Genomic DNA, 25,035 nt, shown 5'->3' on the forward strand with positions numbered 1-25,035 from the left:
GGCGCGGCGCCATACCGGAGCGCACGCGTTGACTCTGGATCGTACCGACCCGGCACCCCTAACCGCGAAATCAATCTCCTCCGCAGGCCTCCTCGAAGAAGGCCGTGATCTCCGCGGTCTCCTGGAGCGACTTCATCAGCCGGTCCCGCTCCCCCTCGTCGACCTGCACGGGCTGGACGTCCGAGGCGCCCGTGAGCCGCCGGAAGCCGCCCCGGCTCTCCAGGCGGCCCCGCACCCGCACGGGCAGTCCGACGAGGTGGGCCTGGCCGGCGATGCGGTAGTCCTCCTCGTCGAGGACGATCCGCACATGCGGGATCTCGGCGCCCGCGAGGACGCGCAGCCGGACACTGCCCTCGCCGCGCGGCCCTGACCTGCGCATGCGCACGACCGCGCCGGTGAGGCGTACGGGCACGGAGGGTTCGCCGCGCAGATAGCGGGCGCCCGCCTCGCGCAGCACGGGCAGGTCGCCGGGCGAGAACTCCACGGGCTCGGCGCCGCAGCCGTCGGGCACCCCGGCGGCGGGCGCCCACTCGACGGCGATGCGGGCGCCCTCGCTGCCGCGGACCAGGTTGATCAGCGCCTCGGTGAGCTCGCGGCTCACGCCCGCCTCGATCGCGCCGTCGAAGGCGTCCATGCCGCCGGTGGCGCGCTGGTAGTCGATGGCCTCGCGAGCGGCGTACAGCGCCTGGTGCAGACGTACGGCGAGGGGGCGGCCGCCGGTGACGGGCACGAAGGCGGTCAGGCTCTCGCCGCTCCCGGCCGGTCCGACGAGGACGGTCTCCAGCAGCGCGGCGGCGGGCCGCCGGTGCCGGGCCCCGTGGTACCCGGCGCGGGCCCGGGTGGCGAGGGCCCCGGCGAGCAGCGTCTGGCGGGCGGCGGCGCGCAGTTGTTCCTCGACGGTCCAGGAGGCGGCTCCGGCGGGCCCGGCGGGGATGTCGCGCGACCAGCGGATCTCGTCGCTGGGCATGCTGAGGCCGACGAGGACCTCGCGGGCCGAGGGCGTGGCGCTGCGGGCGAGGGCGACGAGGGCCTCGCCGAGCAGGTCGTCGCTGTCGGGGAAGGCACGGCTCTCGGGCACGAGCAGGCTGGTGCCCGCGCCGGCCGGTCCGGGCGGGGTCCAGCGGCCGTAGCGGCCGGGGGCGCCGCCGCGCCGCTGCCAGCCGTGCCGGTGCAGCAGGGCGCCGAGTACGGCCGGGTCGACGTCGGCGGGCTCGGGGGGACGGTTCCAGGGTGTGTCCTCCGGGTGGGGGCGCACCGGCCTCAGGGGCTCCTCGTAGGGGCGGTGGGTCATGGTCTGCCTCCCGTCCCGACCCGCGTCATGATCTCGCACAGGGCCCGGTCGTCGAAGATCCGTGCGGTCGGGACGCGCACGGTGGTGCGGTGCCGGCCGGTGACGGCGTGGCCGGCGAGGTTGACCCAGTAGCAGCAGTGCCGCAGGTCGAGGCGGTCGTGGCCGGCGCGCAGCCAGTCGTCCTGGGACCGGGGCACGAGCATCACGACGAGGATCTTGTGCACGGAGACCGGGGTGCGGGCGAGCTTCCTGAGGTGCTCGTTGTCGAGGGTGAAGGAGAAGGAGCGGCCGGGCGGGTGGGGTGCGGTCTGGTAGGTCGCCTTGAGCTGGACCTTGATGGTGACCTCGTCGTCGACCGTGTGGCCGGGAGCGCTGTGGCTGACGTGCCAGTCGATGCCGTTGTCCGGGAAGGGCTGGGACAGCGAGCAGCCGGCCGCCGCCGCGACGGCGTGCAGATATCCCACCTGCAGTGTCTCCATGCAGGCGGTGGTGGCGAGCGTGCCGCGATGGGGGCCCGTGCGCTCGGGCAGCAGCCCGCCCCGCTCGGGCTGCGCTATCGCCATGTCCAACAGCCTTCCAGGCTAGTGATTTCCCCGTACCGGGTCGCTGAACTGCAAAGACCCGTACTCCTGTTGTCTCCTTCCGGCGTAGTGCGCAAACAGCCCGGGTATCACCAAACGGGCAGAAGACGGTACGTCATCTGCCATGGATGAGCGAGGAGTTGTGGGCGATGAAGACCTGGTACGAGGGGCCGCTGGCGGCATTCGACACGGAGACTACGGGTGTGGACGTCGAGACCGACCGGATCGTGTCGGCCGCCCTCGTCGTCCAGGACGCGCCGGGCACCCGGCCGCGGGTGAGCCGCTGGCTGGTGAATCCGGGTGTGCCGGTGCCGGAGGCGGCGACGGCCGTGCACGGACTGACGGAGGATCACCTGGTGCGCAACGGCCGCTGGCCCGCGCCGGTGATGCACGAGATAGCCACCGCACTGCACGAACAGGCGGCGGTGGGCCGCCCGCTGGTGGTGATGAACGCGCCGTTCGACCTGACCATGCTGGACCGTGAGCTGCGTCGGCACCGCGCGTCGTCGCTGGGCCGCTGGTTCGAGTCGGCGCCGCTGCTGGTGCTGGACCCGAGGGTGCTGGACAAGCACCTGGACCGCTATCGCAAGGGCCGGCGCACGCTGACCGACCTGTGCGCGCACTACGAGGTGGCGCTGGACGACGCGCACGACGCGGCCGCGGACGCGCTGGCCGCGCTGGAGGTCGTACGGGCGGTGGGGCGCCGGTTCGCGGCGCGGCTGGAGCGTCTGTCCCCCGCCGAACTGCACACGCTCCAGGCGGTGTGGCACGCGGCACAGGCCCGTGGGCTCCAGGCGTGGTTCGCGCGCAGCGGCAGCGAGGAGGAGGTGGATCCGGCGTGGCCGCTGCGTCCGCAGCTGCCCGCGGCCGCCTGAGGTGCCGGTGCACGCGAAAGGCCGGTCCGCGACGGCGAACCGGCCTTCTCCCGGTGGGCGATACTGGGTTCGAACCAGTGACCTCTTCGGTGTGAACGAAGCGCTCTCCCACTGAGCTAATCGCCCGGGAACGCAGTGAACAATACAGGTTCTCGCGCGTCTGCTTCAAACCGCTTCGAGATGGGCCCGCAGTCCGCGCCGGCCGGAGCGCATCATCAGGGCGTGGTTGGCGCGGAAGAAGGGCCGTCCCGGCACGGCGAGTCTGCGCAGCAGCGGCTTGGTGACCTCGACCTCCTGGTCGTAGCGGGCGAGGGTGCCGGTGCCGCGGGCGCTGATCGTCCAGCGTGCCCAGCCCTCCAGGTCGCCGGTCATGGCGATCTCCAGCAGTCCGGCGGCCGGGTCGCGGCGCACCTCGCGCGCGGTGAAGGTCAGGTCGTAGGGCAGCAGGGAGCGGGCCCGGATCACTCCGGTGGTGTCGTCGACGCGTTCGACCGCGCGGACCTGGGGCCACCAGCGGGGATAGTCCTCGGCGCGTTCCAGCGCCGCGTAGACGGCGGCCGGGGGCGCGGGCAGGGACCACAGACTCAGGAAGCGGTACCGGTTCCAGTCCATGGGAGCAGTCTGCCCGGTGACGCGGCCGGTTCTGAGTACGTTCTCTGAGTACGCGTGCTCATGCCGTACGCGGTGACGCCGACCACACTGCGTGGTATGACGCACCTTCCGCCGCCGTCCGAGGAGTTGCGGCTCCTGGACGCCGAGCTGTTCCGGCTGGACGCCCGCCGCTCCCAGTTGCTGGCCCGCCGCGCCTGGCTGGTCTCCCAGCTGACGCCCGTACGCCCGCTGCCCGGCGTCGCGCCGCCGCGCCCGGAGACCTCCGGGCCGGGGGTGCAGAACGTGCTGCTGGTGCTGGGCGGTGTGCTGCTGACCATCGCGGCGACCGCGTTCACGGTGGTGAGCTGGGGGCACCTCGGGATCGGCGGCCGCGCTCTGGTGCTGGGCGTGCTGACCGCGACCGCGCTCGCGGCGCCGCTGCCGCTGCTGCGGCGCGCCCTGGGCGCGACGGCGGAGTCGGTGGCGGGGCTGGGTCTGGCGCTGACCGTGCTGGACGCGTACGCGCTGCACCGCGTGGCGCTCGCGGACACCGACGGCACCGGTTACGCGGCGCTCGCCTCGGCGGTCCTGGCGGTGGTGTGGGCGGGGTACGGCCTCGCGGTCGCCCGCCGCTCCGGCCCGGCGCTGCGGCTGCCGGTCCCGGCCGCGCTGGCGGTGGCCCAACTCCCGCTGCTGCTGGGCGCGGTGGCGATGGACGCGGGTCCGTACGGCATCACGACGGCCCTGTTGGTGACGGCGGCCTGCGACACGCTCCTGGCGCTGCGCCCGGAGGCGGGGACGGTGCGCGGGGTGGCGACGGTGGGCGCGTTCGGCATGGGTGCCTGGGGCACCGCGGGGGCCGGCTGGCTGTCGCTGACGGCGTCCGGCCCTGGTGCCGCCGCGCGCGCGTCGGCGCTTCTCCTGCTGGCCGCGGTGATCGCGCTGGGCGCGGCCTGGCGGGCCCCGCAGCGGGCCGTGGCCCTGGGTACTGCCGTGACGGCGGGCCTGCTGGTGGTGGCCGCGCTGGGCGGTGCGCCGCGTGCGGCGCTGCCGGGCCTGTGGACGGTGCCGGTCCATCTCGCCCTGGGCGTCGCCCTGTTGGCTGTCGTACGGGCTTCCCGCGCGCCGCAGCCGGTGCGCGACGGCGCGCTCTGGGCGTCGGGGTCCGTACAGGCACTGGCGCTGGTGTGGGCGCTGCCCGCCGTGGCGGTGGCCGCGCTGGGTCCGGCGGCCTGGGTGACACGCGTGTGGTCCGGGGTGCCCGGGGACGCGCGCGCGGCGGTGGCGGCCACGCTGCCGTGGCCTGCGAACGCTGCCCTGGTGCCGGTGGTGCTGGGCTCGGTCGCCGGGGTGCTCGCCCTGGCCGTCAGGTCGGCCGTGTGGCGGCCGCGGGCGCTCGACGCGGCCCTGGGCCTGGCCTGGGCGGGGGCGCTGGTGCTGCCCGCGACGCTGGCGACGCCGTATGTCGCGGGCCTGGTCCTGCTCGGGCTGCTCACGGCCGGTCTGTTCCTCCTGCGCCGCCCGGTGCCGACCGTGCTGGCCCTGATCACCTCGGTGGACCTGGCGCTGCTGTCCCTGGCCTCCGAGGCTGCGACGCTGACGGTGCTGGCCCTGCTGACCGCGGGGTGCGCGGTACTGGCCGGGCGGCTGCTGCCCGCGGTGGCGGCGACGGTGTACGCGACCGCGCTGGCCTGCGCGGCGGGCGCCTCGCTGGGCTGGGCGCCTGAGCACACGGCGCTGCTGGTGCTGGCCGTGCCGGCGGCGGCCGCCCTGTACGCGCCGCGCGCCGAGGGCCCGACCCGCGTGGCGGTGGAGGTGACCGGCGCGGTGTCCGGCCTGGTGGCCGTCGGCCTGGCGCTGACCGACCCGTCGATGCTGGCGCTGGTGCTGGCCCTGTGCGGGGTGATCGCCGCGGGCACGGCCGTACGTCCGGAGCGGCGCGAGGTGGGCTACGCGGCCATGGCCCTGTTCGTGCTGGCCTCCTGGGTGCGGCTGGCGGCCTGGGAGGTGACCGACCCGGAGGCGTACACACTGCCGGTGACGATCCCCGCCCTGCTGGTCGGCCATCTGCGCCGGCGCCGGGATCCGCGGGCCTCATCCTGGACGGCGTACGGTCCGGGCCTGGCCGCCACCATGCTGCCGAGCCTGCTGGCGGCCTGGGCCGACCCGCACTGGCAGCGTCCGCTGCTGCTGGGCCTGGGCGCCCTGGCCGTGACCCTGCTGGGCGGCGGCCACAACCTCCAGGCCCCCCTGCTCCTCGGCGGCTCGGTACTCGCCCTGGACGCCCTGCACGAACTGGCCCCCTATCTCGTCCAGCTCGCCGACACCCTCCCCCGCTGGGCCCCACCCGCCCTGGCCGGCCTCCTCCTCCTCGCCCTGGGCGCGACATACGAGCAGCGCCTGCGAAACGTACGACACCTGCGCCAAAGGCTCCAGGGCATGCACTGACACCCCCGCAAAGGGGCACGAAGAACCGCGCGACCAGCCCCCAAAGGGGCGCGGAGAACCGCGCGACCGCCACGGACGAGCCTCAAGGGCGCGGGGAACTGCGCGACCAGCCACGGACGAGCCGCACCTCACAGACACCCCACAGCCCACCGTCCTCCCAGCGTGATGTTCGAGAACCTGCGCAGCGGTCCGGCGCCGTCCATCTCGGCGACCGCGTAGAGCTCCCGCGGCACCTGCTTGCGACCGGCCAGGAAGATGACCATCGGGGCGCCGAACTGCCAGACGGTCAGCGCGACCAGGCAGTACAGGACCCAGTCGGGGTTGCCGACCCAACCGCCGACCTGCACGCCGAAGCCGAGTCCCTCCTCCGTGAAGAAGGCCTTGCCGTTCTGGCGGAGGCAGAGGTCGTACAGCTACATGATCGCGTGGTAGGCACGCTGTCGCCGGACACGCCGGTCCTGTCGTGAATGGTCTTCAAGCCTTGAAGTACTCGTCCCAGGTCCAGCCCGACTCCGGTGCCACGCGCGCCTTCTGACAGACCCTCTTGTCGATCACCGGCGCCATGGTGTTGGAGCCGACCGGAATGCCGGGCTGCTTTCCGTCTACCTCGCCGACGGAGGTGACGGCGGCCCGGAAGTCGTCAAGGCGGAGATTGCCCGCGTCTATCTGCGACTTGAGGTCGAGAAGGATGCCTCGCTTGTCGCACTTCCGAAGAAATCCGACGGCGTTCTGGAAAACGTCCGGGGGATTTCCACCGGCGGCCCGGGTCTGGAACTTCTCCGAGTAAGAGAGGTAGTCCTGGAAGTCCGTCTTCACCTTGATCTTCGGATACTTCTTCTCGAAGAGCCCGATGGATTCGTTGATCCGCTCGGCCCGCTCCTCGGCACCCCATCAGGAATAACGGATCGTCACCGACCTGTCCGCGGCGACCCCGTTGTCGCCCCCGCCGCACGCCGTCGTCGCCCACCGGCCCCAGCGCGGCCGCGGAGGCCCCCGCCACCTTCAGGATCGTGCGCCTCTCCACCTTGGCTGTCCCCACAGCGGACCCTCCTCGCAGCGTCGCCAGCGTTCATGAATCGTTTCAAGTAAGCGCTTGCTGCCACAGTTACGGAGAGGCGAGTGGAGCGTCAATGATTCGGACAGGATTTTTCCGGGAGGTGGCGAGCCGGCGGGTGGGCGCTCGCGGCGCTGTCGGGCCGAGGGGGGCGGGTGATGGCGCAGGGGGGTGGGGTGGGTTTGGAGGGTCGAACGGGAGGGGGTGGGGGGACCCGTCGGCCGGGCGGCTGAAAGTCGCCGGGGACGCGCGGGAGGGCGCGTGGTGCTCGGCGAGTGGATACGCCGGTCCGCCCCAGGTGAGTCATGGGAGGGGACCTGACGGTGACGGAGGTCACTGTGTGTCGCCACGGGGCGGACGGTGGCCTGAACGGGCCGTGCAGCCGCCGACCGGGCCGGGACGACAGTCCGGGGGCGCACCGCACGAACGGAGACCCCCGAGAACGAGCGGGACGGCTCCCGACTGACGCAATCAACCGGGTCGGCACTCACCCAGGCTCACCGGGGTCGGACGACACCCGGTCAGCCCGAGACAGGGCGGCCTCAGCCGGTCGGCACAGCCCGCCCCACCGAGCCGCACAGCCGCACAGCGCCAGTCCACCGGCTCTTGGACGGACGCGCCGGGCCATGACCACCAGCCGCGCCCTCGGACCGGCGCACGAACGACACCGGCCCGTCTGCCGAAGCAGACGGGCCGGTGTTCCGGGTGGGCGATACTGGGTTCGAACCAGTGACCTCTTCGGTGTGAACGAAGCGCTCTCCCACTGAGCTAATCGCCCGGGCGCAGGAAGAACATTACCCCATGTCAGGGGGTGGCTGTGACCAGCCACGGGCGGTCCCGTGGCGGGTCACCGGCCGCAGGCGACACCGCGCCCGCGGGGATCACTGGTCCTTGATCTTCCAGGGCATGACGACGCCGAACTTCCAGAGGTAGAAGCCGACCAGGGCGGTCACGATCACCAGGCCGATGCTCGTGATGATGATGTTGCGACGGCGGACCTTGGGATCGAGGGCCCGCTGGGCCGCCTCGGTCACCTTGCGCTTGGTCCAGCGGAGCACCAGCTGGGCCCAGACGAACTCGGTCGCCCAGATCGCCATGCCCCCGAAGATGACCACCCAGCCGGGACCCGGCAGCGGCAGCATGACGATGCCGGCTCCGACGACGGCCAGGCCGACGATGAAGACGCCGACCTGCCAGCTCACGTGCAGCGCGCGGCTCGCCTTGATGAACGCCGGGGCCCGTGATCCGAGCCCGCGCTCTTCCTGCGCGCCGTCCGCTTTCGTACCGTCCGATGCCACGGCCACTGCCTCGCCCGGCTTGTCACTCCCCGTATTCATACAGCCAAACCCTACCGGACCGAATCCGGTCACCGTAATGGTCGTACCCTCCGATGCCACCCTCGGCCGGAAGAGTTACGTAAAGACATGCAAAACACGCAGAGGGGTTTACAACGGCACCGTAGGTGGCATGTCGATTTCGCCGACGTGCGAATCCCCGAGCGCACACTGAGCGAAAGGCCCTGGCGCTTATGAACACCACGGTCAGCTGCGAGCTGCACCTGCGCCTCGTTGTGTCGAGCGAGTCCTCCCTGCCTGTCCCCGCAGGCCTGCGGTACGACACGGCCGACCCCTACGCCGTGCACGCCACCTTCCACACCGGAGCCGAGGAGACCGTCGAGTGGGTGTTCGCCCGCGACCTCCTCGCCGAGGGCCTGCACCGGCCCACGGGAACGGGCGACGTCCGTGTCTGGCCGTCGCGCAGTCACGGTCAGGGCGTCGTGTGCATCGCCCTGAGCTCTCCGGAGGGCGAGGCGCTGCTCGAGGCCCCGGCGCGGGCCCTGGAGTCCTTCCTGAAGCGAACGGACGCGGCCGTGCCGCCCGGCACGGAACACCGCCACTTCGACCTGGATCAGGAGCTGTCACACATCCTGGCGGAGAGCTGAGCGAGCACCTCACAGACCGCCCGGCGCCGTCCACTCGGGGAGACGGCTCGGGCCAGGACAACCGCATACGGCACACACCGGCGTCGTCGCCGCGGATCCACCGCGGAGACGGCGCCGGTCCTGCTTTCCCGGGGCCCGGTCACCCGCCCGCGGTCCCCGGCTCGGGAACGACCGAGGGGTGTTACGCGTTGTAAGGACATCGCGACGGGGGCGGTGCCCCTTTCGATGCGGCCGGGAGCCACTACCATCGGCCAGCATCGGCGGGCGTCCGCCCGACCCCAGGCCAGGGAGAGCGAAACGTGCTGATCACCCACGACACCCGGTGCGCCCTCGACACTGTGGTGGATCTGGTCAACACCGCACCGGAGGACGAGTCGTCCCCGGAGGGGCTGCCCGACGTGGCGGCCCTCGAGGATTTCGTGCGGAGCCACCAGGTCAGCGACGTCGGGACGCTCTCCGAGTTCGACCTCGCCGCCGCACGCAAGATCCGCGGACGGTTCGCGGCGATCTTCTCGGCGCCCGATCCCCGCGCGGCCGCGGGTCTGATCAACGAACTGGTCGCGGCTGCGGGCACCACGCCCCGGCTGACCGACCATGACGGCTACGACTGGCATGTGCACTACTTCGCCCCCGGTGCCTCCCTCTCCGATCACCTCGCCGCCGACTGCGGCATGGCGCTGGCCTTCTTCGTCGTGGCAGGGGAGCAGGAGCGACTGCGGCGCTGCGAGGCCCCGGACTGCCGGCGCGCCTTCGTCGACCTGTCCCGCAACCGCTCGCGGCGCTACTGCGACAGCCGCACCTGCGGCAACCGCCTGCACGTGGCCGCCTACCGGGCCCGCCGCAAGGAGGCCGCGGGCTGAGGCCGTCCCTTTTCGGACACGAGCCGGATGGCGTCTCGCACGCTGCCCGCCCTGTCCGGGTGGTTTCCGGCTCGGCTCCACGGCCCGCGCGAGGGTGACGCGGTCCCCGGCGGGTGGCGCCGGGGAACGCGGGTACGGATCACAGCAGCAGCAGGTCGTGCAGAGCGGCCATGAGCAGAAGACTCCCGATCACCGCAAGGAAGATCATCAGCGGTGGCTGGGAAAGGGCGAAGAGGCATCCGCGGGGCTCATCCTTCGGCGGCGCGGCATCGCTCTGTGTCGTGTCCAGCATCTCGCGGGTGATGATGACGCAAACGGCACCCTTGACACGCTCAACACGCCCGGATCAAGCGGTAGTTCGCCGGAAACTGTGACGAAGACCCGCGCCTTGGGATAGGCGGGCGCGAACACGTTCCGCGGCCGGCGACGCGGTGGCTGTCCGGTGTGCTGCCGGGTGGTGCCGGGTGGTCCCGGGCTCACCCGGCGGTCATATGCCGTGCTTCTTCAGGATCGCCTCGATGTCGCTGAAGTCGTCCCCTTCGCCGCGGGCCGCGCTCCGCGGGCGGGAGTCACCGCGCGTGCTCGGGCCGAGGGAGGGGGCTGCCGCCTGCGGGGCGACGGCGTCGCGCTGTGCGGCGGCGGCCGCGCGGCGCTCCTTGCGGGTGCCGCCCCGGCGGCGCTCGACTCTGCGGGTCGTCGCGAACAGCGCCCAGGCCAGGCCGAGCACGCCGAAGCCCGCCCAGGCGGTCGGGCTGAAGGCCGTGTCGGCGAGCCATTCGATCACGCCCGTCATCACCAGGCCGAGCGGCACGAGGGAGTAGGCCGCGATCCTGGCCGCCGACAGGAAGCGCCTGCGGTACGCGTTGACCGCGGCGATTCCGAGCCCGGCCACGGCGACGGCGGAACACACCGTCTCGGCAATCATCCGGTCCTCCAGGCACATTCGTCGGACATGGCGGTTCGTCCCCTCCATCGTGCACCTGCGGCACCCCGCCCGGCCATGGTCCAGCGGGACATCAGGGACATCTCCGGGTCGTCTCCTCCCCGAGTCGGGGTCGGCGTCCGGGACACCCCCACCGGGGACGGCGACCGGACCGGTCATGCCCGGGGTGCGCGGACCGCGTCGGGCCGCGTACACCGGGTTGGGCCGTCCCGACCTGGGCTGGAACACTGGGCCCATGAGCGACACCTCCCCCGCCCCCGCGCGCGCCACGGCCCCCGTTCTCGACGTCTGGTGCGAGCTGCAGTGCTCCGACTGCCGTACCGCCCTGGACGACCTCCGTGCCCTGCGCGCCCGCTACGGGGACCGGCTGGAGGTGCGGCTGCGGCACTTCCCGCTGGAGAAGCACAAGCACGCCTTCGCCGCCGCGCAGGCCGCGGAGGAGGCTGTCGAGCAGGGGCAGGGCTGGCCGTACGTCGAGGCGGTGCTGGCTCGCGTCGAGGAGCTGGAGAGCGGGGGTGAGGCCTTCCTCGTCGACGCGGCCCGTGAACTCGGCCTGGACGCCGAGGAGTTCGACACGGCACTGATCGACGGCCGGCACATCCTGATCGTCGACGCCGACCAGGCCGAGGGCAAGGCCATCGGTGTGACCGGCACGCCGACCTATGTCATCGGCGGCGAGCGCCTCGACGGCGGCAAGAGCCAGGAGGGCCTGCGCGAGCGCATCGAGGAGATCGCGGACCGGCTGCTGGCCGAGCAGGCCTGAGCCGCCGCCGAGCCCGTCCCCGCGCGCCCGCGGGGACCACACCCGTAGGAGCGGGTGACCGTCAGAGCAACTGCTTGTACATCGTGTACCGCACCGGCTGATACCCCAGTGACTCGTACAGCCGCTCAGCCGGTGTGTTGCCCGTGAAGACGTTGAGGCCGACCTTCCGCCTGCCCGCGGACAGGGCCTGTGCCTCGGCGAGGAGCATCAGGGAGCGGCCGTGGCCGCGGCCCCGGAAGCGCTCGTCGGACTCGACGTCGAGGACGAACGCCGCTTCCGGGCGGAGGGCGAGCCACAGGGTGCCGACGCACGTGCCGTCGTGCTCCAGGACGCTCAGCAGGGTGTCGGCCGTGTCCAGGCCGTGCGGCAGCAGGACTTCCTGGTCACGTCGTGCCTTGTCCCGCGCCTGGGTCTCGGGGACGCCCCGTTCGATCCAGTCCTGGGCGTAGGCGGCCACGCCCCGCTCGTACCAGGGCCCGAACTCGGCCGCGGTCATCGGCCGGGCGCTGCTGCCCTGGGGCAGGGCGGGGGCGGCGGCGCCGAGTGCCTTCTCCAGGGTCCGGTTGCGATGGACGTAGCCGAGGGCCGTGACGAGGCGGAGGGCGGTCGCGGCGTCGGCGGGCACGGCGATCTCGACGCGGGTGCAGCCCCAGCTGCGGGCCACCTCCTCGGCGGCCAGCGCCGCCACCGTGCCCCGGCCGCGCCCGCGGTCCGGTTCCTCGATGCGCAGAGCGTGGATCTGGGCGACGGACGGCCCGAACCCGGGATGGGTGGCCAGGTGCACCGCGCCGACGGGACGGCTGTTCACGCACACCGAGAAGTGGCGCGACAGCGCCCCGTCGGCGGCACGCTGAAGCGGCTCGGTCGGCCGCAGGGTCGTTGTCATCACCGGAGTTCTACCCGCCGAAGGGGTCCCGCGGCAGCCCAAATACGCGCCTGGGGCACTGTCGACGCCTTCCCGTCCGCCCCCGCGACGCCCGGCCTACGGATCGAGGTCGTCGCCCGCGCGCTCGTCGAAGATCCGCATCGCCTTCGCCGTCACCGGCCCCGTGCCTCGCAGTTCGCGCGAGTCGACCCGGTGGACGGCCTGGATGTCGCGCAGCGTGGAGGTGAGGAAGACCTCGTCGGCGCGTTCGAGGACGTCCAGCGGGAGGTCGGTCTCCTTGGCGCCGGTCCACTCCACGACGAGGGCCCGGGTGATGCCGGCCAGGCAGCCGGAGGCGACCGGCGGGGTGTGGATCTCTCCGTCCAGGACCACGAAGACGTTGGAGCCGGTGCCCTCGCAGAGCTGTCCGACCGTGTTGGCGAACAGCGCCTCCGAGGCGCCCTGCTCATGGGCGCGGGCGAGGGCCACGACGTTCTCGGCGTAGGAGGTCGTCTTCAGGCCGGTCAGGGCGCCGCGCTCGTTGCGGGTCCAGGGGACCGTGATCGCGGCGGTGGAGTCGGGGCGCCGGCCGGTCTCGCCGAGGGCGACGACGAGGGTCGGGCCGTGCTCGCCGCGGTCGGAGCCGAGGGGGCCGTGGCCGCCGGTGTAGGTGATGCGCAGCCGGCCGAGCGGCATCGGGTTGGCCTCGATGACGGCGGCGCAGGCGCGGCGGACCTCGTCGAGGTCGGGGTCGGGCAGGCCGAGGCCGCGGGCGGAGCGGGTCAGTCGGTCGAGGTGGCGGGTGAGGGCGAAGGGCTTGCCGCCCACCGCCTTCACGGTCTCGAAGATGCCGTCGCCCACGGTCAGGCCGTGGTCGAAGACGGAGACGCGGGCGGACTCGATGTCCTGCAACCCGCCGTCGAGCCAGATCTTCACTTTCTAGAGCCCCTCTCCATTCACCTCGTATGCTCCCGACGCTACCGCGAGCAGCCGGGACGCCTTCAGCTCGGTCTCGCGCCACTCCCCCTCGGGGTCGGAACCCCAGGTGATGCCGGCGCCGGTGCCGAAGCGCAGCACTCCCTCGGCTCGGTCGATCCAGAAGGTGCGTATGCCGACGGCCAGCTCGGCGGTGCCGCGGTCGGCGTCGACCCAGCCCACGGCTCCGCAGTACGGTCCGCGCGGCGCGGTCTCCAGCGCCTCGATGATCCGCAGGGCGCTCGACTTGGGCGCGCCGGTGACCGAGCCGGGCGGGAAGGCGGCCGTGAGCAGTTCGGGCCAGCCGACGCCGTCGCTCAGCTCGCCGCGGACGGTGGAGACGAGGTGGACCAGCCCCGGGTGCTTCTCGACGGCGCACAGGTCGGGGACGGTCACGCTGCCGGTGGCGCACACCCGGCCGATGTCGTTGCGGACGAGGTCCACGATCATCACGTTCTCGGCGTAGTCCTTGTCCAGGAGGTCCGCCTCGGTGCGGCCGGTGCCCTTGATGGGGCCCGACTCGACGACCCGGTCGGCGCGCCGCAGGAACAGTTCGGGGGACGCGGTGGCGATCTCCACGCCGTGCTCCGGCAGCCGGATCGTTCCTGCGTACGGGGCGGGATTGCCGCGGGCCAGCAGGGCGGTCAGCGCGTCCACGTCGGCGTCGGCAGCGACGGGCGCGGACAGCACACGGCAGAGGTTGGCCTGGTAGACCTCGCCGGCCGCGATGTGCTCGCGGATGCGGCGCACGCCCGCGGTGTACGCGGCGCGGTCGAGCGAGGACGTCCACTCGTCGGCCGACGGGCCGCGCCAGGCGTCCGGCACGGGCGCGGGCACCGGCTGCTCGCGGACGTCCGCGAAGCGGGCACAGGTCAAACGGCCCTCGAAGTCGGCGCAGACGGCCCAGAAGCCGGTGGAGTCGAGGGCCGCGGGGTCGTCGGTGACGTCGAGAAGGCCGGAGGCGAAGCGGTCGCCGAAGCGGGCCAGAGGAACGAGGTCGAGCACGTTGTCGAGTCTATGGCGGGTGTCCTGAGGGTGACCTGGGCATGTCCTCGCGGGAGCCCCGGCCGGGTCGCCGACCAGGTCGGGCGCAGCACGCTGCACAAACGCGTTTTTGTGCTGGCCCAGGAATCCGCTAGAGTTCAACACGTCGCCGGGACGCGCAAGCCGACCGAAACGACAGGCGGACGTAGCTCAGTTGGTAGAGCGCAACCTTGCCAAGGTTGAGGTCGCGAGTTCGAGCCTCGTCGTCCGCTCGAAGGAAAAGGGGGGTTCCCGATCCCCTACACTCCTGGTGGAGTGGCCGAGAGGCGAGGCAACGGCCTGCAAAGCCGTCTACACGGGTTCAAATCCCGTCTCCACCTCCAAGGACGATTAGCTCAGCGGGAGAGCGCTTCCCTGACACGGAAGAGGTCACTGGTTCAATCCCAGTATCGTCCACTGATCCGCAAGGACTCGGTCCGCGAGGATCCCCGCGCGATTAGCTCAGCGGGAGAGCGCTTCCCTGACACGGAAGAGGTCACTGGTTCAATCCCAGTATCGCGCACGCAATGCCCCTGACCTGCGGGTTCAGGGTCCCGAGGACGATTAGCTCAGCGGGAGAGCGCTTCCCTGACACGGAAGAGGTCACTGGTTCAATCCCAGTATCGTCCACACACCGAAAGCCCCCGGTCCCGCGACCGGGGGCTTCTTCGTGTGCGGTGCGGCTCAGCTGGAGAAGAGCATGCGGCCGAAGCTCTTGTGCCGGTGGTGGCCGCCGTAGTGACCGCCGTGGCCGCCGTGCGGGGCTCCCCAGGCGGGGGCCGGCGGCGCGGGCGGGGCCGGGTAGGCCTGCGGGGCGGTGGGCGCCGCTGGCGGGGCGGGCTGGGACCACTGGGACTCCAGGCGGGTCAGCGCCTCCAGCTCGCCGTAGTCGAGGAAGATGCCCCGGCAGTTGGAGCACTGCTCGATCTGGACGCCGTTGCGGTTGTACGTGTGCATCGCGCCGTGGCACTTCGGACACTGCATGATCGGCTCAACTCCTCGCCGTTCGATCCTGCTTCGGGTATCTCCAGGACAGACTCCGTCCCCTCGTCCCCGGTTGCACGCTACTTCGCGAAACTGGTCGTCAACTGCGGTGATACGGAACACATGCGTGAACAGGCGTCGATCAACGCCTCCTCCACCTCGTCCGGCGCCCGGTCCGCGGCGACGGCCTTCGTGATCGCCAGGGCGGCCGTCTGGACCGTCAGGGCGCGGGCGGGGACGTCCAGGGCGGGCCAGGGGTCGCCGTCCGGCACGGCCGGGCCGCCCGCGGTCCGGTAGGCGTCCAGGAACCGGGTCCACTCCTCGGGCGGGAGGAGGCCGCAGGCGTACCAGGCCGCCGGGCGGGCCAGGTCCCAGGCCGGCATGCCGGTGCCGAGGTCGTCGACGTCGATCAGCCGCCAGGGGCCGTCGGCAGCCGGGTACCGCACCAGCTGTCCGAGGTGCAGGTCGCCGTGGCACACGGTCGTGGTGTCCGGCATCGGCCCCTCGTCCCGGGCCCAGGCCGGCAGCGTCTCCCAGGCGCGCAGGACCGGCCCGCCGGCCGGGTGGCCGGGGGCGCCCTCTCGCAGCCGGGCGACCGCGCGGGCGGCCTTGGCCGGGCCGCGCATCGCGGGCATGCGGCCGGGCGCGGTTGTGCGGTGCAGGGCCGCGAGGAGAGCGCCCGCGGCCTCCCAGGGGGCGGCGTCCGGGTCGTCGGGGTCCACGGGGGTTCCGTACGGCCAGAGGGTCACCGGACGTCCGTGCAGCGGGACGGACGCGGGGGTGAGGGGCGGCAGCAGGACACCGGGCAGCGCGGCCGCCAGGGCGAGGCGCGGCGCGAGGTCCTCGGGGGTGCTGCCGGGAGCGTGCGCCTTCGCGACCGTCGCTCCATGCCGTACGACGGTGGCGTCCGGGCGTTCCGCGAGCGTGACGGCCCCTTCGCAGGCACAGTCCTCACCGCGCGGGTGCGCCGCTCGCCGGGCCCGCACGGCGAGCTCGGACAACAGGTCTGCGGTCACTTTCCCCCCAGGTCGCTCTGGCCGTGAGGGTACGTGAACGCGGTGGCCGCCCAGGAATGAAAAGGTCAATGCCGGCGCAGCTCCCCAGCTGCGCCGGCATTTGTGCCGTCCGCCGCACCCCCGTCCCCACGGGGTTATGGGTGGATGTCCCCGCCCGGACCGCTCTTCCGGGCCTGGGGTCGCCGCTCAGCGCCCCAGCATCACACCCACGGACGACGCCTGTGTGGCCACTGTCTCCCAGCCGTCGAAGACGACGAGGAGCAGGACCGCCAGGGGCAGGGCCATGGCTGTGGCCACCAGCGGGTGGCGACGCCCGGTACGACGTGCGCGGAAGGCGGTGTGCGCCTTGTGTCGCTGCGCGCGGAGCGCTGTCCGCGGTGCCGTGTGGGCCATGGTCCCTCTCCTGACCGCTCTCAGTTGTCGTTGGCAGCGGCGGGCGTCTGACCTCGGGGGACGAGTGCTGCACCCGCCGCTTGACTTCAAATCTAGGCTCATGGCGGGCCCGGGACGTCATGCCCTCGTACCGAATGCCGGGCCTCCCGGAGGATGAGCCTTTCGTCCGCGCCTACTCCCCTGGGTGGAGACGCGGGCCTAGGTCTCGGGGTCTTCCCGGAGGGGGCGCCCGGTCTGTCCGGGCATTTCCGAGCTGTCCTCGCGGGGAACGGGCTGCTCGACCAGGGCGAGGACCCGGGTCGCCATGAAACGGGCGGTTCTCACGACCGTACCGGTCCGGGTGACTTCGCTCACTTCCACCACCCCTCGCCGCACCGCCGTCTCCACCCTGCGGCCCGCCCTGCTCGCCACCACCTCGTACGTACGGGTCGTGTCGCCGGCGTCCACGACTATCTCCACACGATCACCCTTCACGGGTTCAATCCCCCTTCTGAGTCTGGCCGTTGGGATCTTGGGCAGCTCGAAGCCGCCCGGTTCGCGCACTGCCTGACCGTCCTTCAAGTCTCCCACCGGCCACTGACAATCGATCGGGCCGAGAGGGCGCGGCCTCTGCGCGCACACGGCCGCGAAAACGTAAGCTGTGCCACGTCACACGGACCGGGCAGCGGGGATGAACATGGCGATGATGCGCCTGAGGCGCGAGGACCCGCGCGTCGTCGGCTCGTTCAAACTGCACCGGCGTCTGGGCGCCGGCGGCATGGGTGTGGTCTATCTGGGCTCCGACAAGAAGGGGCAGCGGGTCGCGCTGAAGGTGATCCGGCCCGATCTGGCGGAGGACCAGGAGTTCCGGTCGCGGTTCGCGCGCGAGGTCTCCGCCGCCCGGCGCATCCGGGGCGGCTGCACGGCCCGGCTGGTCGCCGCGGACCTGGAGGCCGAGCGGCCCTGGTTCGCCACGCAGTACGTGCCCGGCCCTTCCCTGCACGACAAGGTCGCCGAGGAGGGCGCGCTGGTCGCGGCGGACGTCGCCGCCGTCGGGGCCGCCCTGTCGGAGGGGCTCGTCGCGGTCCACGAAGCCGGGGTCGTGCACCGGGACCTCAAGCCGTCCAACATCCTGCTGTCCCCCAAGGGACCACGGATCATCGACTTCGGCATCGCCTGGGCGACGGGCGCCTCCACGCTCACGCACGTCGGCACCGCCGTCGGCTCCCCCGGCTTCCTCGCTCCCGAGCAGGTGCGCGGCGTGGCCGTCACGCCCGCCACCGACGTGTTCTCGCTGGGCGCCACGCTCGCCTACGCCTGCACCGGCGACTCCCCCTTCGGGCACGGCAGTTCGGAGGTGATGCTGTACCGCGTGGTGCATGAGGAGCCCCAGCTGCACGGTGTCCCCGACGCGCTGGCCCCGCTGGTGCGGGCCTGCCTGGCGAAGGACCCCGAGGAACGGCCCAGCACGCTCGAACTGTCCCTGCGGCTGAAGGAGATCGCGGCCCGCGAGGCCCAGATCCTGCTGGAGGGGCGCCCGCCCGCGCCCCGTACGGCGGAGCCGGAGCGGCCCACCGGGCGGCTCACGGACACCTATCCCGAACAGCAGCGCGTCCATCCCGAACAGCAGCGCCTCCAGCAGCAGCGCCGGCCCCGGCCGCAGGGCACTCCCGCGCCCCGGGGCGCGGCGCCCTCGCGGGGTTCGGCCGCGCCGCGCGGGGCGACCCCGTCGCGCGGTGGCAGCGCCTCCCGGGGTGGTACGGCCTCGCGCTCCGGGCAGGCCCGGCCCACGCCGGCGCCCCGGAACACGCCCGCCGGCCGCAGCTCCACGCGCGGCGGCAGCGGCAGTCGGCCCGTGCCGCGCGGCGGCCGTCCGGCGCCCCGCGGCACCGGGACCAAGCTGCGTCCGGCCAACCCGCGGCTGCTGCGGCAGCGGTTGTTCGTGTTCGTCGTGGTCACGCTGCTCGTGGCGCTCGGCATCGCGCTGGTGCAGGGCTGCCAGGGCTCGGCGAACGGGCTCGGCGGACGCGAGCGGCGGGAGAAGGCCGTGCCGTCGTACGTGCCCCTGGACCGGGGCATGTCGATGAAGCAGCGGTTCGAGTCGACGCTGGAGCTGTCGGCCGTCAGGTGAGGCGTGGGGCCTCAGGCCTCCGGGCGGCCCGTCGCGACCGCGTAGAAGGCGACGGCGGCGGCCGCGCCGACGTTGAGCGAGTCGACGCCGTGGGACATGGGGATGCGCACCCATTCGTCCGCCGCGACCAGGGCCTGGGTGGACAGCCCGTCGCCCTCCGCACCGAGCATCAGGGCCACCCGGTCCATCCGGTGCGGGGCCGCCTCGTCGAGGCTCCTCGCCTTCTCGTCGGGGGTGAGCGCGAGCAGCGTGAAGCCCGCCTCGCGTACCGAGTCCAGGCTCTTGGGCCAGATGTCGAGACGGGCGTACGGCACGGAGAAGACCGCGCCCATCGAGACCTTGACGCTACGGCGGTACAGCGGGTCGGCGCAGTCCGGGGAGAGCAGCACGGCGTCCATGCCGAGGGCGGCCGCCGAGCGGAAGATCGCACCGATGTTGGTGTGGTCGTTGACCGACTCCATGACGACCACACGGCGTGCGGTGCGCAGGAGTTCGGTCGCCTCGGGGAGCGGCTTGCGCTGCATGGAGGCGAGCGCGCCGCGGTGGACGTGGTAGCCGGTGACGCGCTCGGCGAGCTCCGGGGCGACCGCGTACACAGGTGCCGGGAGCTCGTCGATGACGTCGCGCATGACGTCGACCCACTTCGCGGACAGCAGCATCGAACGCATCTCGTACCCGGCGTCCTTGGCCCGCCGGATGACCTTCTCGCCCTCGGCGATGAACAGGCCCTCGGCGGGTTCGCGTCTGCGGCGCAGCTCCACGTCGGTCAGGCCCGTGTAGTCGCTCAGGCGCGGGTCGGCGGGGTCGTCAACGGTGATGAGATCGGCCACAGGGTGATACTGCCTTGTCGTGCGGATGGTGCCAACGGCTTGGAACGGGTCAGTTACCTCGGGTTACGCCGAGGTCGCCGGGCCGACTCGGACGACCTCGCCGATGACGACGACGGCCGGAGGCCTGACCTCCTCGGCGCGTACGGTCTCGGCGACCGTCGCGAGCGTGGCGTCGACCCGGCGCTGCGCGGCCGTCGTGCCCTCCTGGACCAGGGCGACCGGGGTGTCCGGGGACCTGCCGTGGGAGACGAGCGTCTCGGCGATCTTCCCGATCTTGTCGACTCCCATGAGGATCACGAGGGTGCCGGTGAGCTTGGCCAGGGACGGCCAGTCGACCAGGGAGCGCTCGTCGTCGGGGGCCACATGGCCGCTGACGACGGTGAACTCGTGGGCCACGCCCCGGTGCGTCACCGGGATGCCCGCCGCGCCCGGGACGGAGATCGAGCTGGAGATGCCGGGCACCACCGTGCAGGGGATGCCCGCCTCGGCGAGGGCCTGGAGCTCCTCCATGCCGCGCCCGAAGACGTACGGGTCGCCACCCTTGAGGCGGACGACGGACTTGCCCTGCTTGGCGTGCTCGATCAGCGCGTTGTTGATGGCCTCCTGGGCCATGAAACGGCCGTACGGGATCTTCGCGGCGTCGATCACCTCGACGTGCGGCGGCAGTTCGGCGAGGAGGTCGCGCGGGCCGAGGCGGTCGGCGATGACGACGTCGGCCTCGGCGAGCAGCCGGCGGCCGCGCACGGTGATCAGGTCCGGGTCGCCGGGGCCGCCGCCGACCAGGGCGACGCCGGCGGAGCGGGTGCGGTGGTGCGGGGCGACGAGCGTGCCGTCGCGCAGGCCCTCGACGACCGCGTCGCGGATGGCGGCGGTGTGGCGGGGGTCGCGGGACCTGGTGTCGGTGGTCAGGACCGCGACGGTCACGCCCTCGCTGTGGCCGGTGGCCGGGGTCCAGGCCGTGGCCGCGTCGGCGTCGTCCGAGCGGACGCACCAGACGCGGTACAGCTCGGCCTCGGCGGAGGCCCGCGTGTTCGCGTCCGGGTCGCTGGTGGCGATCAGGGCGTACCAGGCCTCGGCGAGGTCGCCGCTCGCGTACGGGCGCCGGTGCCAGGTGAGCTCGCCCGCGTCCGCCATCGCCTCCACGGAGGGGGTCGCCTCGGGGGACACGAGGTGGATCTCGGCGCCCGCGGCGATCAGGGCCGGGAGGCGGCGCTGGGCGACCTGGCCGCCGCCGAGGACGACGACCTTGCGGCCGGTGAGGCGCAGGCCTACCGGGTAGGCGGGGTTTTCGGCCATGAGGGGCGACTCCTCCGGGGGCTTGGGATGGCCCTGACGTGCAGATTTTAAGGGGCGGGGGCGGCGGGCGGCTGAGGTGTCCGATGGCTGGGCACATCGCCGGATACGGGCTGCGGGCGGCAGTGCCCACCGGTTTTGTCGCGGCGGTACGGCGTCGGGACCGCGGCACCTTCTCAGACGCGCGGCATCGCCGTGACGCGACTCCCGGACACAGGCGCGGGAGTTTCGGCGCGGGACCCGGCCCGGTCGCGGTCGTGCCGGGTCCCGTGCGAGGCGCGGTCGGTGCTACTTCTCCGTCGCTGCTACTTCTCCGTCACTGCTACTTCTCCGTCACGCCCGCCGAGTCGAACGTCGCCACCTCGTGCATGGCTCGTGCCGTGCTCTGCACGAGCGGAAGGGCGAGGAGGGCGCCGGTGCCCTCGCCGAGGCGGAGGTCGAGGTCGACCAGGGGGCGCAGGCCGAGCTTGTTGAGGGCGGCCACATGGCCGGGTTCCGCGCTGCGGTGACCGGCGATGCAGGCGGCCAGGACCTCAGGGGCGATGGCTCGGGCGACCAGGGCGGCCGCGCCCGCGCTCACCCCGTCGAGGATCACCGGCGTGCGCAGGGACGCGCCGCCGAGGAGGAGGCCGACGATGGCCGCGTGCTCGAACCCGCCGATGGCGGCCAGGACACCGATGGGGTCGGCCGGGTCGGGCTGGTGGACCTCGATGGCCCGGCGGACGACCTCGGTCTTGCGGGCGAGGGTCTCGTCGTTGATGCCGGTGCCACGGCCCGTCACCTCGGCCGGGTCGGTGTCCGTGTAGACGGAGATCAGGGCGGCGGACGCGGTGGTGTTCGCGATGCCCATCTCGCCCGTCAGCAGGGCCTTGTTGCCGGCCGCCACCAGATCGCGGGCCGTCTCGATGCCCACCTCGATGGCCTGCTTGGCCTCCTCGCGGGTCATCGCGGGGCCCGTGGTCATGTCGGAGGTGCCCGCGCGGACCTTGCGGGGCAGCAGGCCGGGAGTCGCGGGCAGGTCGCCGGCCACGCCCACGTCGATGACGCAGACCTCGGCACCGACCTGGTTGGCGAACGCGTTGCAGACCGCTCCCCCACCGAGGAAGTTGGCCACCATCTGCGCCGTGACCTCCTGCGGCCAGGGGGTGACGCCCTGGGCGTGCACACCGTGGTCGCCCGCGAAGATCGCGACGGCCGCGGGCTCCGGGATCGGCGGCGGGCACTGGCGGGACAGACCGGACAGCTGGGCCGAGATGATCTCCAGCATGCCGAGCGCGCCGGCCGGCTTCGTCATCCGCTTCTGCCGCTCCCAGGCCTCACCGAGGGCCTTGGCGTCCAGCGGACGGATCTGCGCGACGGTCTCCGCGAGCAGGTCGTGCGGCTCCTCACCGGGCAGGGCACGGCGGCCGTACGTCTCCTCGTGCACGACCCAGGACAGCGGGCGCCGCTTGGACCAGCCCGCCTGCATCAGCTCGGGCTCGTCCGGGAACTCGTCGACGTACCCGACGCACAGGTACGCGATGACCTCCAGGTGCTCGGGCAGGCCGAGGGAGCGGACCATCTCGCGCTCGTCGAAGAAGCTGACCCAGCCGACGCCGAGACCCTCGGCGCGGGCGGCGAGCCAGAGGTTCTCCACCGCGAGGGCGGCCGAGTACGGCGCCATCTGCGGCTGGGTGTGGCGGCCCAGGGTGTGCCGGCCGCCGCGGGTCGGGTCGGCGGTGACGACGATGTTCACCGGGGTGTCGAGGATGGCCTCGATCTTCAGTTCCTTGAACTGCTTGGCCCGGCCCTTGGGCAGCGACTTCGCGTACGCCTCGCGCTGGCGCATGGCCAGTTCGTGCATCGTGCGGCGGGTGTCCGCGGACCGGATCACCACGAAGTCCCAGGGCTGCGAGTGGCCCACGGAGGGGGCGGTGTGGGCCGCCTCCAGGACGCGGAGCAGGACCTCGTGCGGGATGGGATCGCTGCGGAAGCCGTTGCGGATGTCACGGCGTTCGCGCATGACCTTCAGCACGGCCTCGCGCTCGGCGTCGTCGTAGGCGGGGGCGGCGGGGCCGCTGGGGCGTCCTGCTTCCGCGGGTGCGGCCGGGACCTCTGTCTCCGCGGCTTCCTGGACTGCCGGTGCTTCCGGGGCCTCCTGGACTGCCGGGACTTCCGGCACTGCCTCGGCTGCCTGTACTTCCTCGACTGCCTGGATGTGCGGGACCTGGGGGTGCTGCGGGGTCAGTTCGTCCTCGTGCTCGGCCACCCGGGTCGCCAGCTCGTCCGCCTGCTGCGCGAGGTCCGTGACCGGCTCGTCCGGCGCGGGGGTCGCCTCGCGCTGGGCCGGTACGGGGATGGGGTGCGGGGGCGTGGGGGCGAGGTGGGGGGCGGTGGGTACGGGGGCGCCCTCCACCGGGACGAATTCGCCCAGCGGGGTGGGGGTGGGGTCAGGCGGGAGCGTGCCGGGGTGGAGAGGCTCGGGGGTCGGGTCCTGGAGCTGCTGGGGCTGCTGGGGCTCCAAGAGTTCCTGCGGCGCGGCGAGTTCCTGGAGCGGCTGGGGCTCCAAGAGTTCCTGCGGTACGGCGAGTGCCTGGAGCGGCTGGGGCTCCTGGGGGAGCGACTGGGGGCCTGCGAGGGCCTCCGGCGTGGGGGGCGGGGTGTGCGGCGGCTGGGGGTGCGGGGGTTCCACGGCCTCGGCTCGGCCTTCCGCCTGTTCGTTCCCGCCCGCACCGACCGTCCGGGTTTCGTCCTCGGGTGCAGGTGGTCCTTGCGGGGTGATCTCGCCCTCGGCGGCCGCGGGTTCGGGGGTGGTGGGCTGCGGGGTCTGGGCGAGAGTGGGCTGCTCAGCAGGCTCCAGCGGCAGCTCCGACACCGGCTCGGGCTCGGGCTCGGGCTCGGGAGTCTGAGCCTCGGTCAGCGCCTCGGCGGGCGCCGCGCCCTCGGGTTCCGTGAGCTGCTCGACGGGCTCGGGGGCCGGGGTTTCCCCGGGCTGCGGGGCCGGTTCCAGGGCTGCGGGTTCCTCGATGACCTGCCCTGCCTGCTCTGCCTGCCCTGCCTGCTCGGCGTCTCCCGGCGTCTCGACCGGAGCCGGTACGGGGGCGGTTTCCCGCACCTCCGCCACCTGCTGGGGCGTCACCGCCTGGGGCGCGGTCGCCTCGGTCGTGAGGCGGGCCACCGCGGCCTGGGCCGCGTCCACCGGCTCGGGCTCGGGCTCGGGAAGGGTGGCCGGGGCAACCGTTTCCGCAGCCGGGGCCAGAGCGGCCTCGGAAGCCGGGGCCAGAGCGGCCTCGGGAGCCGGGGCCGGAACGGCCTCGGGAGCGGCCGGAGCCGTCTCGGCCACGGGTGCCACCGGAGCCGGAACGATCTCGGGGGCCGCCGGGACCGGGTTACCCCACGGCATCGCACCCTGCGGCATGGCCTGGGGCACGGTCTGCGGGGCGGCCGCCTGCGGGACCACGCCGGGCTGGGGCATGATCGGTACGCCCTGGGCGGGCGTCTCGCGGGCGCGCGGTACGTCGAGGTACTCCGGGCCCGGCTGGCGTACGGGGGCGCCCGCCGGGCCGCGGTCGGCGAGGGAGCGGACCGGGCTGGCGGAGGTGTCGGGGATGAGCGGGCCCAGGTGCAGCGGGCGACGGGCGGCCGACGGCGCGGGGTTCGGGAGACGGACGCCGCTCAGGTCGACGGAACCGCTGTCGCGGCCGCCCGTCTCGTGCGGGTCCGGCTCGTGGACGGTCTCGACGACCGGCTCGGGCGCGGGCGGAGCGACCTCGTTGCCCCAGGCGCTCTGGGCGCCGGGCAGCAGCAGGTCCTCGTCCTCGGCGGGAGACTCGGCGAGGTAGGAGTACGCGCCGTGCCCGGGAACGCCCGGCTGTTCCACCGTGCCTGCGTTCTCCGGCAGTCCCTCGCCCGGGACCTGGCCGGTGTCGGTCATGCGAACCCCTCGCCCATCGGTTAGTGCCTCTACGTCCAGCTCACCCGGGACGGCGCACCGACCGCCCCACAGTGAAGAACGAGCGTGCGCGTCCAGCGGCACGAACGACCCGCCAAAAAAGGCGACAAAGCCATTCGGTGGCATTCTCGCTGGCATGCCGCCGTCACGACAGCTTGATCCGCAACGGTCCGCTGTGGACTGCGCCACGTTGCGCGTCCTCCGGTTCTGCCGTACCACACTCACCCCAAAAGGGGTGCGCTTTCCGGACATTGACCGACGAAGTGC

General features: G+C 72.9%; 22 protein-coding genes, 7 tRNA genes and 1 pseudogene. 11 read left to right on the plus strand and 19 right to left on the minus strand.

Annotation, left to right across the window (positions count from 1 at the left end; translation table 11 throughout):
* Positions 1 to 70: 70 nt before the first annotated feature.
* Both ABZZ79_RS16840 and ABZZ79_RS16845 read right to left on the minus strand, forming a co-directional pair.
* The gene (locus ABZZ79_RS16840; protein ID WP_356689689.1) at positions 71 to 1,291 is read right to left on the minus strand and encodes a hypothetical protein; all 1,221 of its coding nucleotides are present in this window, start codon (positions 1,289 to 1,291) and stop codon (positions 71 to 73) included.
* The gene (locus tag ABZZ79_RS16845; protein ID WP_356689690.1) at positions 1,288 to 1,854 is read right to left on the minus strand and encodes a DUF4365 domain-containing protein; all 567 of its coding nucleotides are present in this window, start codon (positions 1,852 to 1,854) and stop codon (positions 1,288 to 1,290) included. Before ABZZ79_RS16845 ends, ABZZ79_RS16840 begins: the two co-directional genes overlap by 4 nt.
* A gap of 167 nt (positions 1,855 to 2,021) precedes the next feature.
* Between ABZZ79_RS16845 and ABZZ79_RS16850 the strand changes: the two genes are divergently transcribed.
* On the plus strand, positions 2,022 to 2,747 hold the full coding sequence (locus tag ABZZ79_RS16850; protein WP_356689843.1) for a 3'-5' exonuclease: 726 nt from the start codon (positions 2,022 to 2,024) through the stop codon (positions 2,745 to 2,747).
* Positions 2,748 to 2,801: 54 nt separating this feature from the next.
* On the opposite strand, the gene ABZZ79_RS16855 is transcribed toward ABZZ79_RS16850, so the two are convergent.
* Positions 2,802 to 2,873 (minus strand) — tRNA-Val (locus ABZZ79_RS16855).
* Positions 2,874 to 2,912: 39 nt separating this feature from the next.
* Positions 2,913 to 3,359 carry an SRPBCC family protein gene (locus tag ABZZ79_RS16860; RefSeq protein ID WP_356689691.1) on the minus strand — a complete coding sequence of 149 codons (447 nt, stop codon included), beginning with the start codon at positions 3,357 to 3,359 and terminating at the stop codon, positions 2,913 to 2,915.
* Positions 3,360 to 3,455: 96 nt separating this feature from the next.
* Between ABZZ79_RS16860 and ABZZ79_RS16865 the strand changes: the two genes are divergently transcribed.
* Positions 3,456 to 5,786: a hypothetical protein gene (locus tag ABZZ79_RS16865; RefSeq protein ID WP_356689692.1), complete on the plus strand. Its 2,331-nt coding sequence runs from the start codon at positions 3,456 to 3,458 to the stop codon at positions 5,784 to 5,786.
* A 158-nt stretch (positions 5,787 to 5,944) separates the two neighbouring features.
* On the opposite strand, the pseudogene ABZZ79_RS16870 reads toward ABZZ79_RS16865, so the two are convergent.
* The 3 genes and pseudogenes from ABZZ79_RS16870 to ABZZ79_RS16880 form a co-directional block, all read right to left on the minus strand.
* Positions 5,945 to 6,825, minus strand: a pseudogene (locus ABZZ79_RS16870) (extracellular solute-binding protein); the annotation flags it as partial.
* A 721-nt stretch (positions 6,826 to 7,546) separates the two neighbouring features.
* Positions 7,547 to 7,618 (minus strand) — tRNA-Val (locus ABZZ79_RS16875).
* A 103-nt stretch (positions 7,619 to 7,721) separates the two neighbouring features.
* Positions 7,722 to 8,177 (minus strand): TIGR02611 family protein, encoded by a 456-nt coding sequence (locus ABZZ79_RS16880; protein WP_356689693.1) that lies wholly within the window; start codon positions 8,175 to 8,177, stop codon positions 7,722 to 7,724.
* Between the two features lie 191 nt (positions 8,178 to 8,368).
* Between ABZZ79_RS16880 and ABZZ79_RS16885 the strand changes: the two genes are divergently transcribed.
* The gene (locus tag ABZZ79_RS16885) at positions 8,369 to 8,782 is read left to right on the plus strand and encodes an SsgA family sporulation/cell division regulator (RefSeq protein WP_004002642.1); all 414 of its coding nucleotides are present in this window, start codon (positions 8,369 to 8,371) and stop codon (positions 8,780 to 8,782) included.
* 299 nt (positions 8,783 to 9,081) lie between these two features.
* Entirely contained in the window at positions 9,082 to 9,642 is a 561-nt protein-coding gene (locus ABZZ79_RS16890; RefSeq protein WP_356689694.1) for a CGNR zinc finger domain-containing protein, read from the plus strand.
* Between the two features lie 139 nt (positions 9,643 to 9,781).
* Here the strand turns inward: ABZZ79_RS16890 and ABZZ79_RS16895 are convergent, their stop codons facing one another.
* Positions 9,782 to 9,934: a hypothetical protein gene (locus ABZZ79_RS16895; RefSeq protein ID WP_356689695.1), complete on the minus strand. Its 153-nt coding sequence runs from the start codon at positions 9,932 to 9,934 to the stop codon at positions 9,782 to 9,784.
* 195 nt (positions 9,935 to 10,129) lie between these two features.
* A complete protein-coding gene (locus tag ABZZ79_RS16900) occupies positions 10,130 to 10,567 on the minus strand; it encodes a hypothetical protein (RefSeq protein ID WP_356689696.1) in 438 nt (145 codons plus the stop codon).
* Positions 10,568 to 10,820: 253 nt separating this feature from the next.
* Here ABZZ79_RS16900 and ABZZ79_RS16905 point away from each other — a divergent pair, with 253 nt between their 5' ends.
* Positions 10,821 to 11,348: a DsbA family protein gene (locus ABZZ79_RS16905; RefSeq protein WP_356689697.1), complete on the plus strand. Its 528-nt coding sequence runs from the start codon at positions 10,821 to 10,823 to the stop codon at positions 11,346 to 11,348.
* Between the two features lie 61 nt (positions 11,349 to 11,409).
* Here the strand turns inward: ABZZ79_RS16905 and ABZZ79_RS16910 are convergent, their stop codons facing one another.
* The 3 genes from ABZZ79_RS16910 to ABZZ79_RS16920 all read right to left on the minus strand — a co-directional run bounded on the left by ABZZ79_RS16910 (position 11,410) and on the right by ABZZ79_RS16920 (position 14,193).
* Positions 11,410 to 12,234, minus strand: coding sequence for a GNAT family N-acetyltransferase (locus ABZZ79_RS16910; RefSeq protein ID WP_356689698.1), 825 nt, complete (start codon positions 12,232 to 12,234; stop codon positions 11,410 to 11,412).
* 96 nt (positions 12,235 to 12,330) lie between these two features.
* A complete protein-coding gene (locus ABZZ79_RS16915; protein WP_356689699.1) occupies positions 12,331 to 13,149 on the minus strand; it encodes an aminodeoxychorismate lyase in 819 nt (272 codons plus the stop codon).
* Positions 13,150 to 13,152: 3 nt separating this feature from the next.
* Entirely contained in the window at positions 13,153 to 14,193 is a 1,041-nt protein-coding gene (locus ABZZ79_RS16920; protein WP_356689700.1) for a chorismate-binding protein, read from the minus strand.
* 178 nt (positions 14,194 to 14,371) lie between these two features.
* Here ABZZ79_RS16920 and ABZZ79_RS16925 point away from each other — a divergent pair.
* From ABZZ79_RS16925 to ABZZ79_RS16945, 5 genes are all read left to right on the plus strand, one after another.
* Positions 14,372 to 14,444 (plus strand) — tRNA-Gly (locus tag ABZZ79_RS16925).
* A gap of 37 nt (positions 14,445 to 14,481) precedes the next feature.
* A tRNA-Cys gene (locus tag ABZZ79_RS16930) sits at positions 14,482 to 14,555 on the plus strand.
* 1 nt (position 14,556) lies between these two features.
* Positions 14,557 to 14,628 (plus strand) — tRNA-Val (locus ABZZ79_RS16935).
* A gap of 34 nt (positions 14,629 to 14,662) precedes the next feature.
* Positions 14,663 to 14,734, plus strand: a tRNA-Val gene (locus ABZZ79_RS16940).
* A gap of 35 nt (positions 14,735 to 14,769) precedes the next feature.
* Positions 14,770 to 14,841, plus strand: a tRNA-Val gene (locus ABZZ79_RS16945).
* A 54-nt stretch (positions 14,842 to 14,895) separates the two neighbouring features.
* Here the strand turns inward: ABZZ79_RS16945 and ABZZ79_RS16950 are convergent.
* From ABZZ79_RS16950 to ABZZ79_RS16965, 4 genes are all read right to left on the minus strand, one after another.
* Entirely contained in the window at positions 14,896 to 15,195 is a 300-nt protein-coding gene (locus ABZZ79_RS16950; protein ID WP_356689701.1) for a zf-TFIIB domain-containing protein, read from the minus strand.
* A gap of 80 nt (positions 15,196 to 15,275) precedes the next feature.
* Positions 15,276 to 16,211, minus strand: a complete 936-nt coding sequence (locus tag ABZZ79_RS16955; RefSeq protein ID WP_356689702.1) for a phosphotransferase — start codon at positions 16,209 to 16,211, stop codon at positions 15,276 to 15,278.
* A gap of 186 nt (positions 16,212 to 16,397) precedes the next feature.
* Complete coding sequence (locus ABZZ79_RS16960) at positions 16,398 to 16,604, minus strand: hypothetical protein (RefSeq protein WP_356689703.1); 207 nt, start codon at positions 16,602 to 16,604, stop codon at positions 16,398 to 16,400.
* A gap of 198 nt (positions 16,605 to 16,802) precedes the next feature.
* On the minus strand, positions 16,803 to 17,078 hold the full coding sequence (locus tag ABZZ79_RS16965) for a hypothetical protein (protein WP_356689704.1): 276 nt from the start codon (positions 17,076 to 17,078) through the stop codon (positions 16,803 to 16,805).
* A 196-nt stretch (positions 17,079 to 17,274) separates the two neighbouring features.
* Between ABZZ79_RS16965 and ABZZ79_RS16970 the strand changes: the two genes are divergently transcribed.
* Positions 17,275 to 18,714 carry a protein kinase gene (locus ABZZ79_RS16970; RefSeq protein WP_356689705.1) on the plus strand — a complete coding sequence of 480 codons (1,440 nt, stop codon included), beginning with the start codon at positions 17,275 to 17,277 and terminating at the stop codon, positions 18,712 to 18,714.
* An 11-nt stretch (positions 18,715 to 18,725) separates the two neighbouring features.
* On the opposite strand, the gene ABZZ79_RS16975 is transcribed toward ABZZ79_RS16970, so the two are convergent.
* From ABZZ79_RS16975 to cobT, 3 genes are all read right to left on the minus strand, one after another.
* Positions 18,726 to 19,544 (minus strand): RNA methyltransferase, encoded by an 819-nt coding sequence (locus tag ABZZ79_RS16975; RefSeq protein WP_356689706.1) that lies wholly within the window; start codon positions 19,542 to 19,544, stop codon positions 18,726 to 18,728.
* 63 nt (positions 19,545 to 19,607) lie between these two features.
* Entirely contained in the window at positions 19,608 to 20,840 is a 1,233-nt protein-coding gene (gene cobA, locus ABZZ79_RS16980; protein ID WP_356689707.1) for a uroporphyrinogen-III C-methyltransferase, read from the minus strand.
* Between the two features lie 319 nt (positions 20,841 to 21,159).
* A complete protein-coding gene (gene cobT, locus ABZZ79_RS16985) occupies positions 21,160 to 24,750 on the minus strand; it encodes a nicotinate-nucleotide--dimethylbenzimidazole phosphoribosyltransferase (RefSeq protein WP_356689708.1) in 3,591 nt (1,196 codons plus the stop codon).
* Between the last annotated feature and the right edge of the window lie 285 nt (positions 24,751 to 25,035).

Source organism: Streptomyces sp. NPDC006458, from assembly GCF_040612135.1.
In the GTDB taxonomy this organism is placed as follows: domain Bacteria; phylum Actinomycetota; class Actinomycetes; order Streptomycetales; family Streptomycetaceae; genus Streptomyces.

Coding starts and splice junctions, on each gene's coding strand:
- ABZZ79_RS16840 (WP_356689689.1), bottom strand. CDS start 1,291: ATGACCCACCGCCCCTACGAGGAGCCCCTGAGGCCGGTGCGCCCCCAC.
- ABZZ79_RS16845 (WP_356689690.1), bottom strand. CDS start 1,854: ATGGCGATAGCGCAGCCCGAGCGGGGCGGGCTGCTGCCCGAGCGCACG.
- ABZZ79_RS16850 (WP_356689843.1), top strand. CDS start 2,022: ATGAAGACCTGGTACGAGGGGCCGCTGGCGGCATTCGACACGGAGACT.
- ABZZ79_RS16860 (WP_356689691.1), bottom strand. CDS start 3,359: ATGGACTGGAACCGGTACCGCTTCCTGAGTCTGTGGTCCCTGCCCGCG.
- ABZZ79_RS16865 (WP_356689692.1), top strand. CDS start 3,456: ATGACGCACCTTCCGCCGCCGTCCGAGGAGTTGCGGCTCCTGGACGCC.
- ABZZ79_RS16880 (WP_356689693.1), bottom strand. CDS start 8,177: ATGAATACGGGGAGTGACAAGCCGGGCGAGGCAGTGGCCGTGGCATCG.
- ABZZ79_RS16885 (WP_004002642.1), top strand. CDS start 8,369: ATGAACACCACGGTCAGCTGCGAGCTGCACCTGCGCCTCGTTGTGTCG.
- ABZZ79_RS16895 (WP_356689695.1), bottom strand. CDS start 9,934: ATGCTGGACACGACACAGAGCGATGCCGCGCCGCCGAAGGATGAGCCC.
- ABZZ79_RS16900 (WP_356689696.1), bottom strand. CDS start 10,567: ATGATTGCCGAGACGGTGTGTTCCGCCGTCGCCGTGGCCGGGCTCGGA.
- ABZZ79_RS16905 (WP_356689697.1), top strand. CDS start 10,821: ATGAGCGACACCTCCCCCGCCCCCGCGCGCGCCACGGCCCCCGTTCTC.
- ABZZ79_RS16910 (WP_356689698.1), bottom strand. CDS start 12,234: ATGACAACGACCCTGCGGCCGACCGAGCCGCTTCAGCGTGCCGCCGAC.
- ABZZ79_RS16950 (WP_356689701.1), bottom strand. CDS start 15,195: ATGCAGTGTCCGAAGTGCCACGGCGCGATGCACACGTACAACCGCAAC.
- ABZZ79_RS16960 (WP_356689703.1), bottom strand. CDS start 16,604: ATGGCCCACACGGCACCGCGGACAGCGCTCCGCGCGCAGCGACACAAG.
- ABZZ79_RS16970 (WP_356689705.1), top strand. CDS start 17,275: ATGAACATGGCGATGATGCGCCTGAGGCGCGAGGACCCGCGCGTCGTC.
- cobA (WP_356689707.1), bottom strand. CDS start 20,840: ATGGCCGAAAACCCCGCCTACCCGGTAGGCCTGCGCCTCACCGGCCGC.
- cobT (WP_356689708.1), bottom strand. CDS start 24,750: ATGACCGACACCGGCCAGGTCCCGGGCGAGGGACTGCCGGAGAACGCA.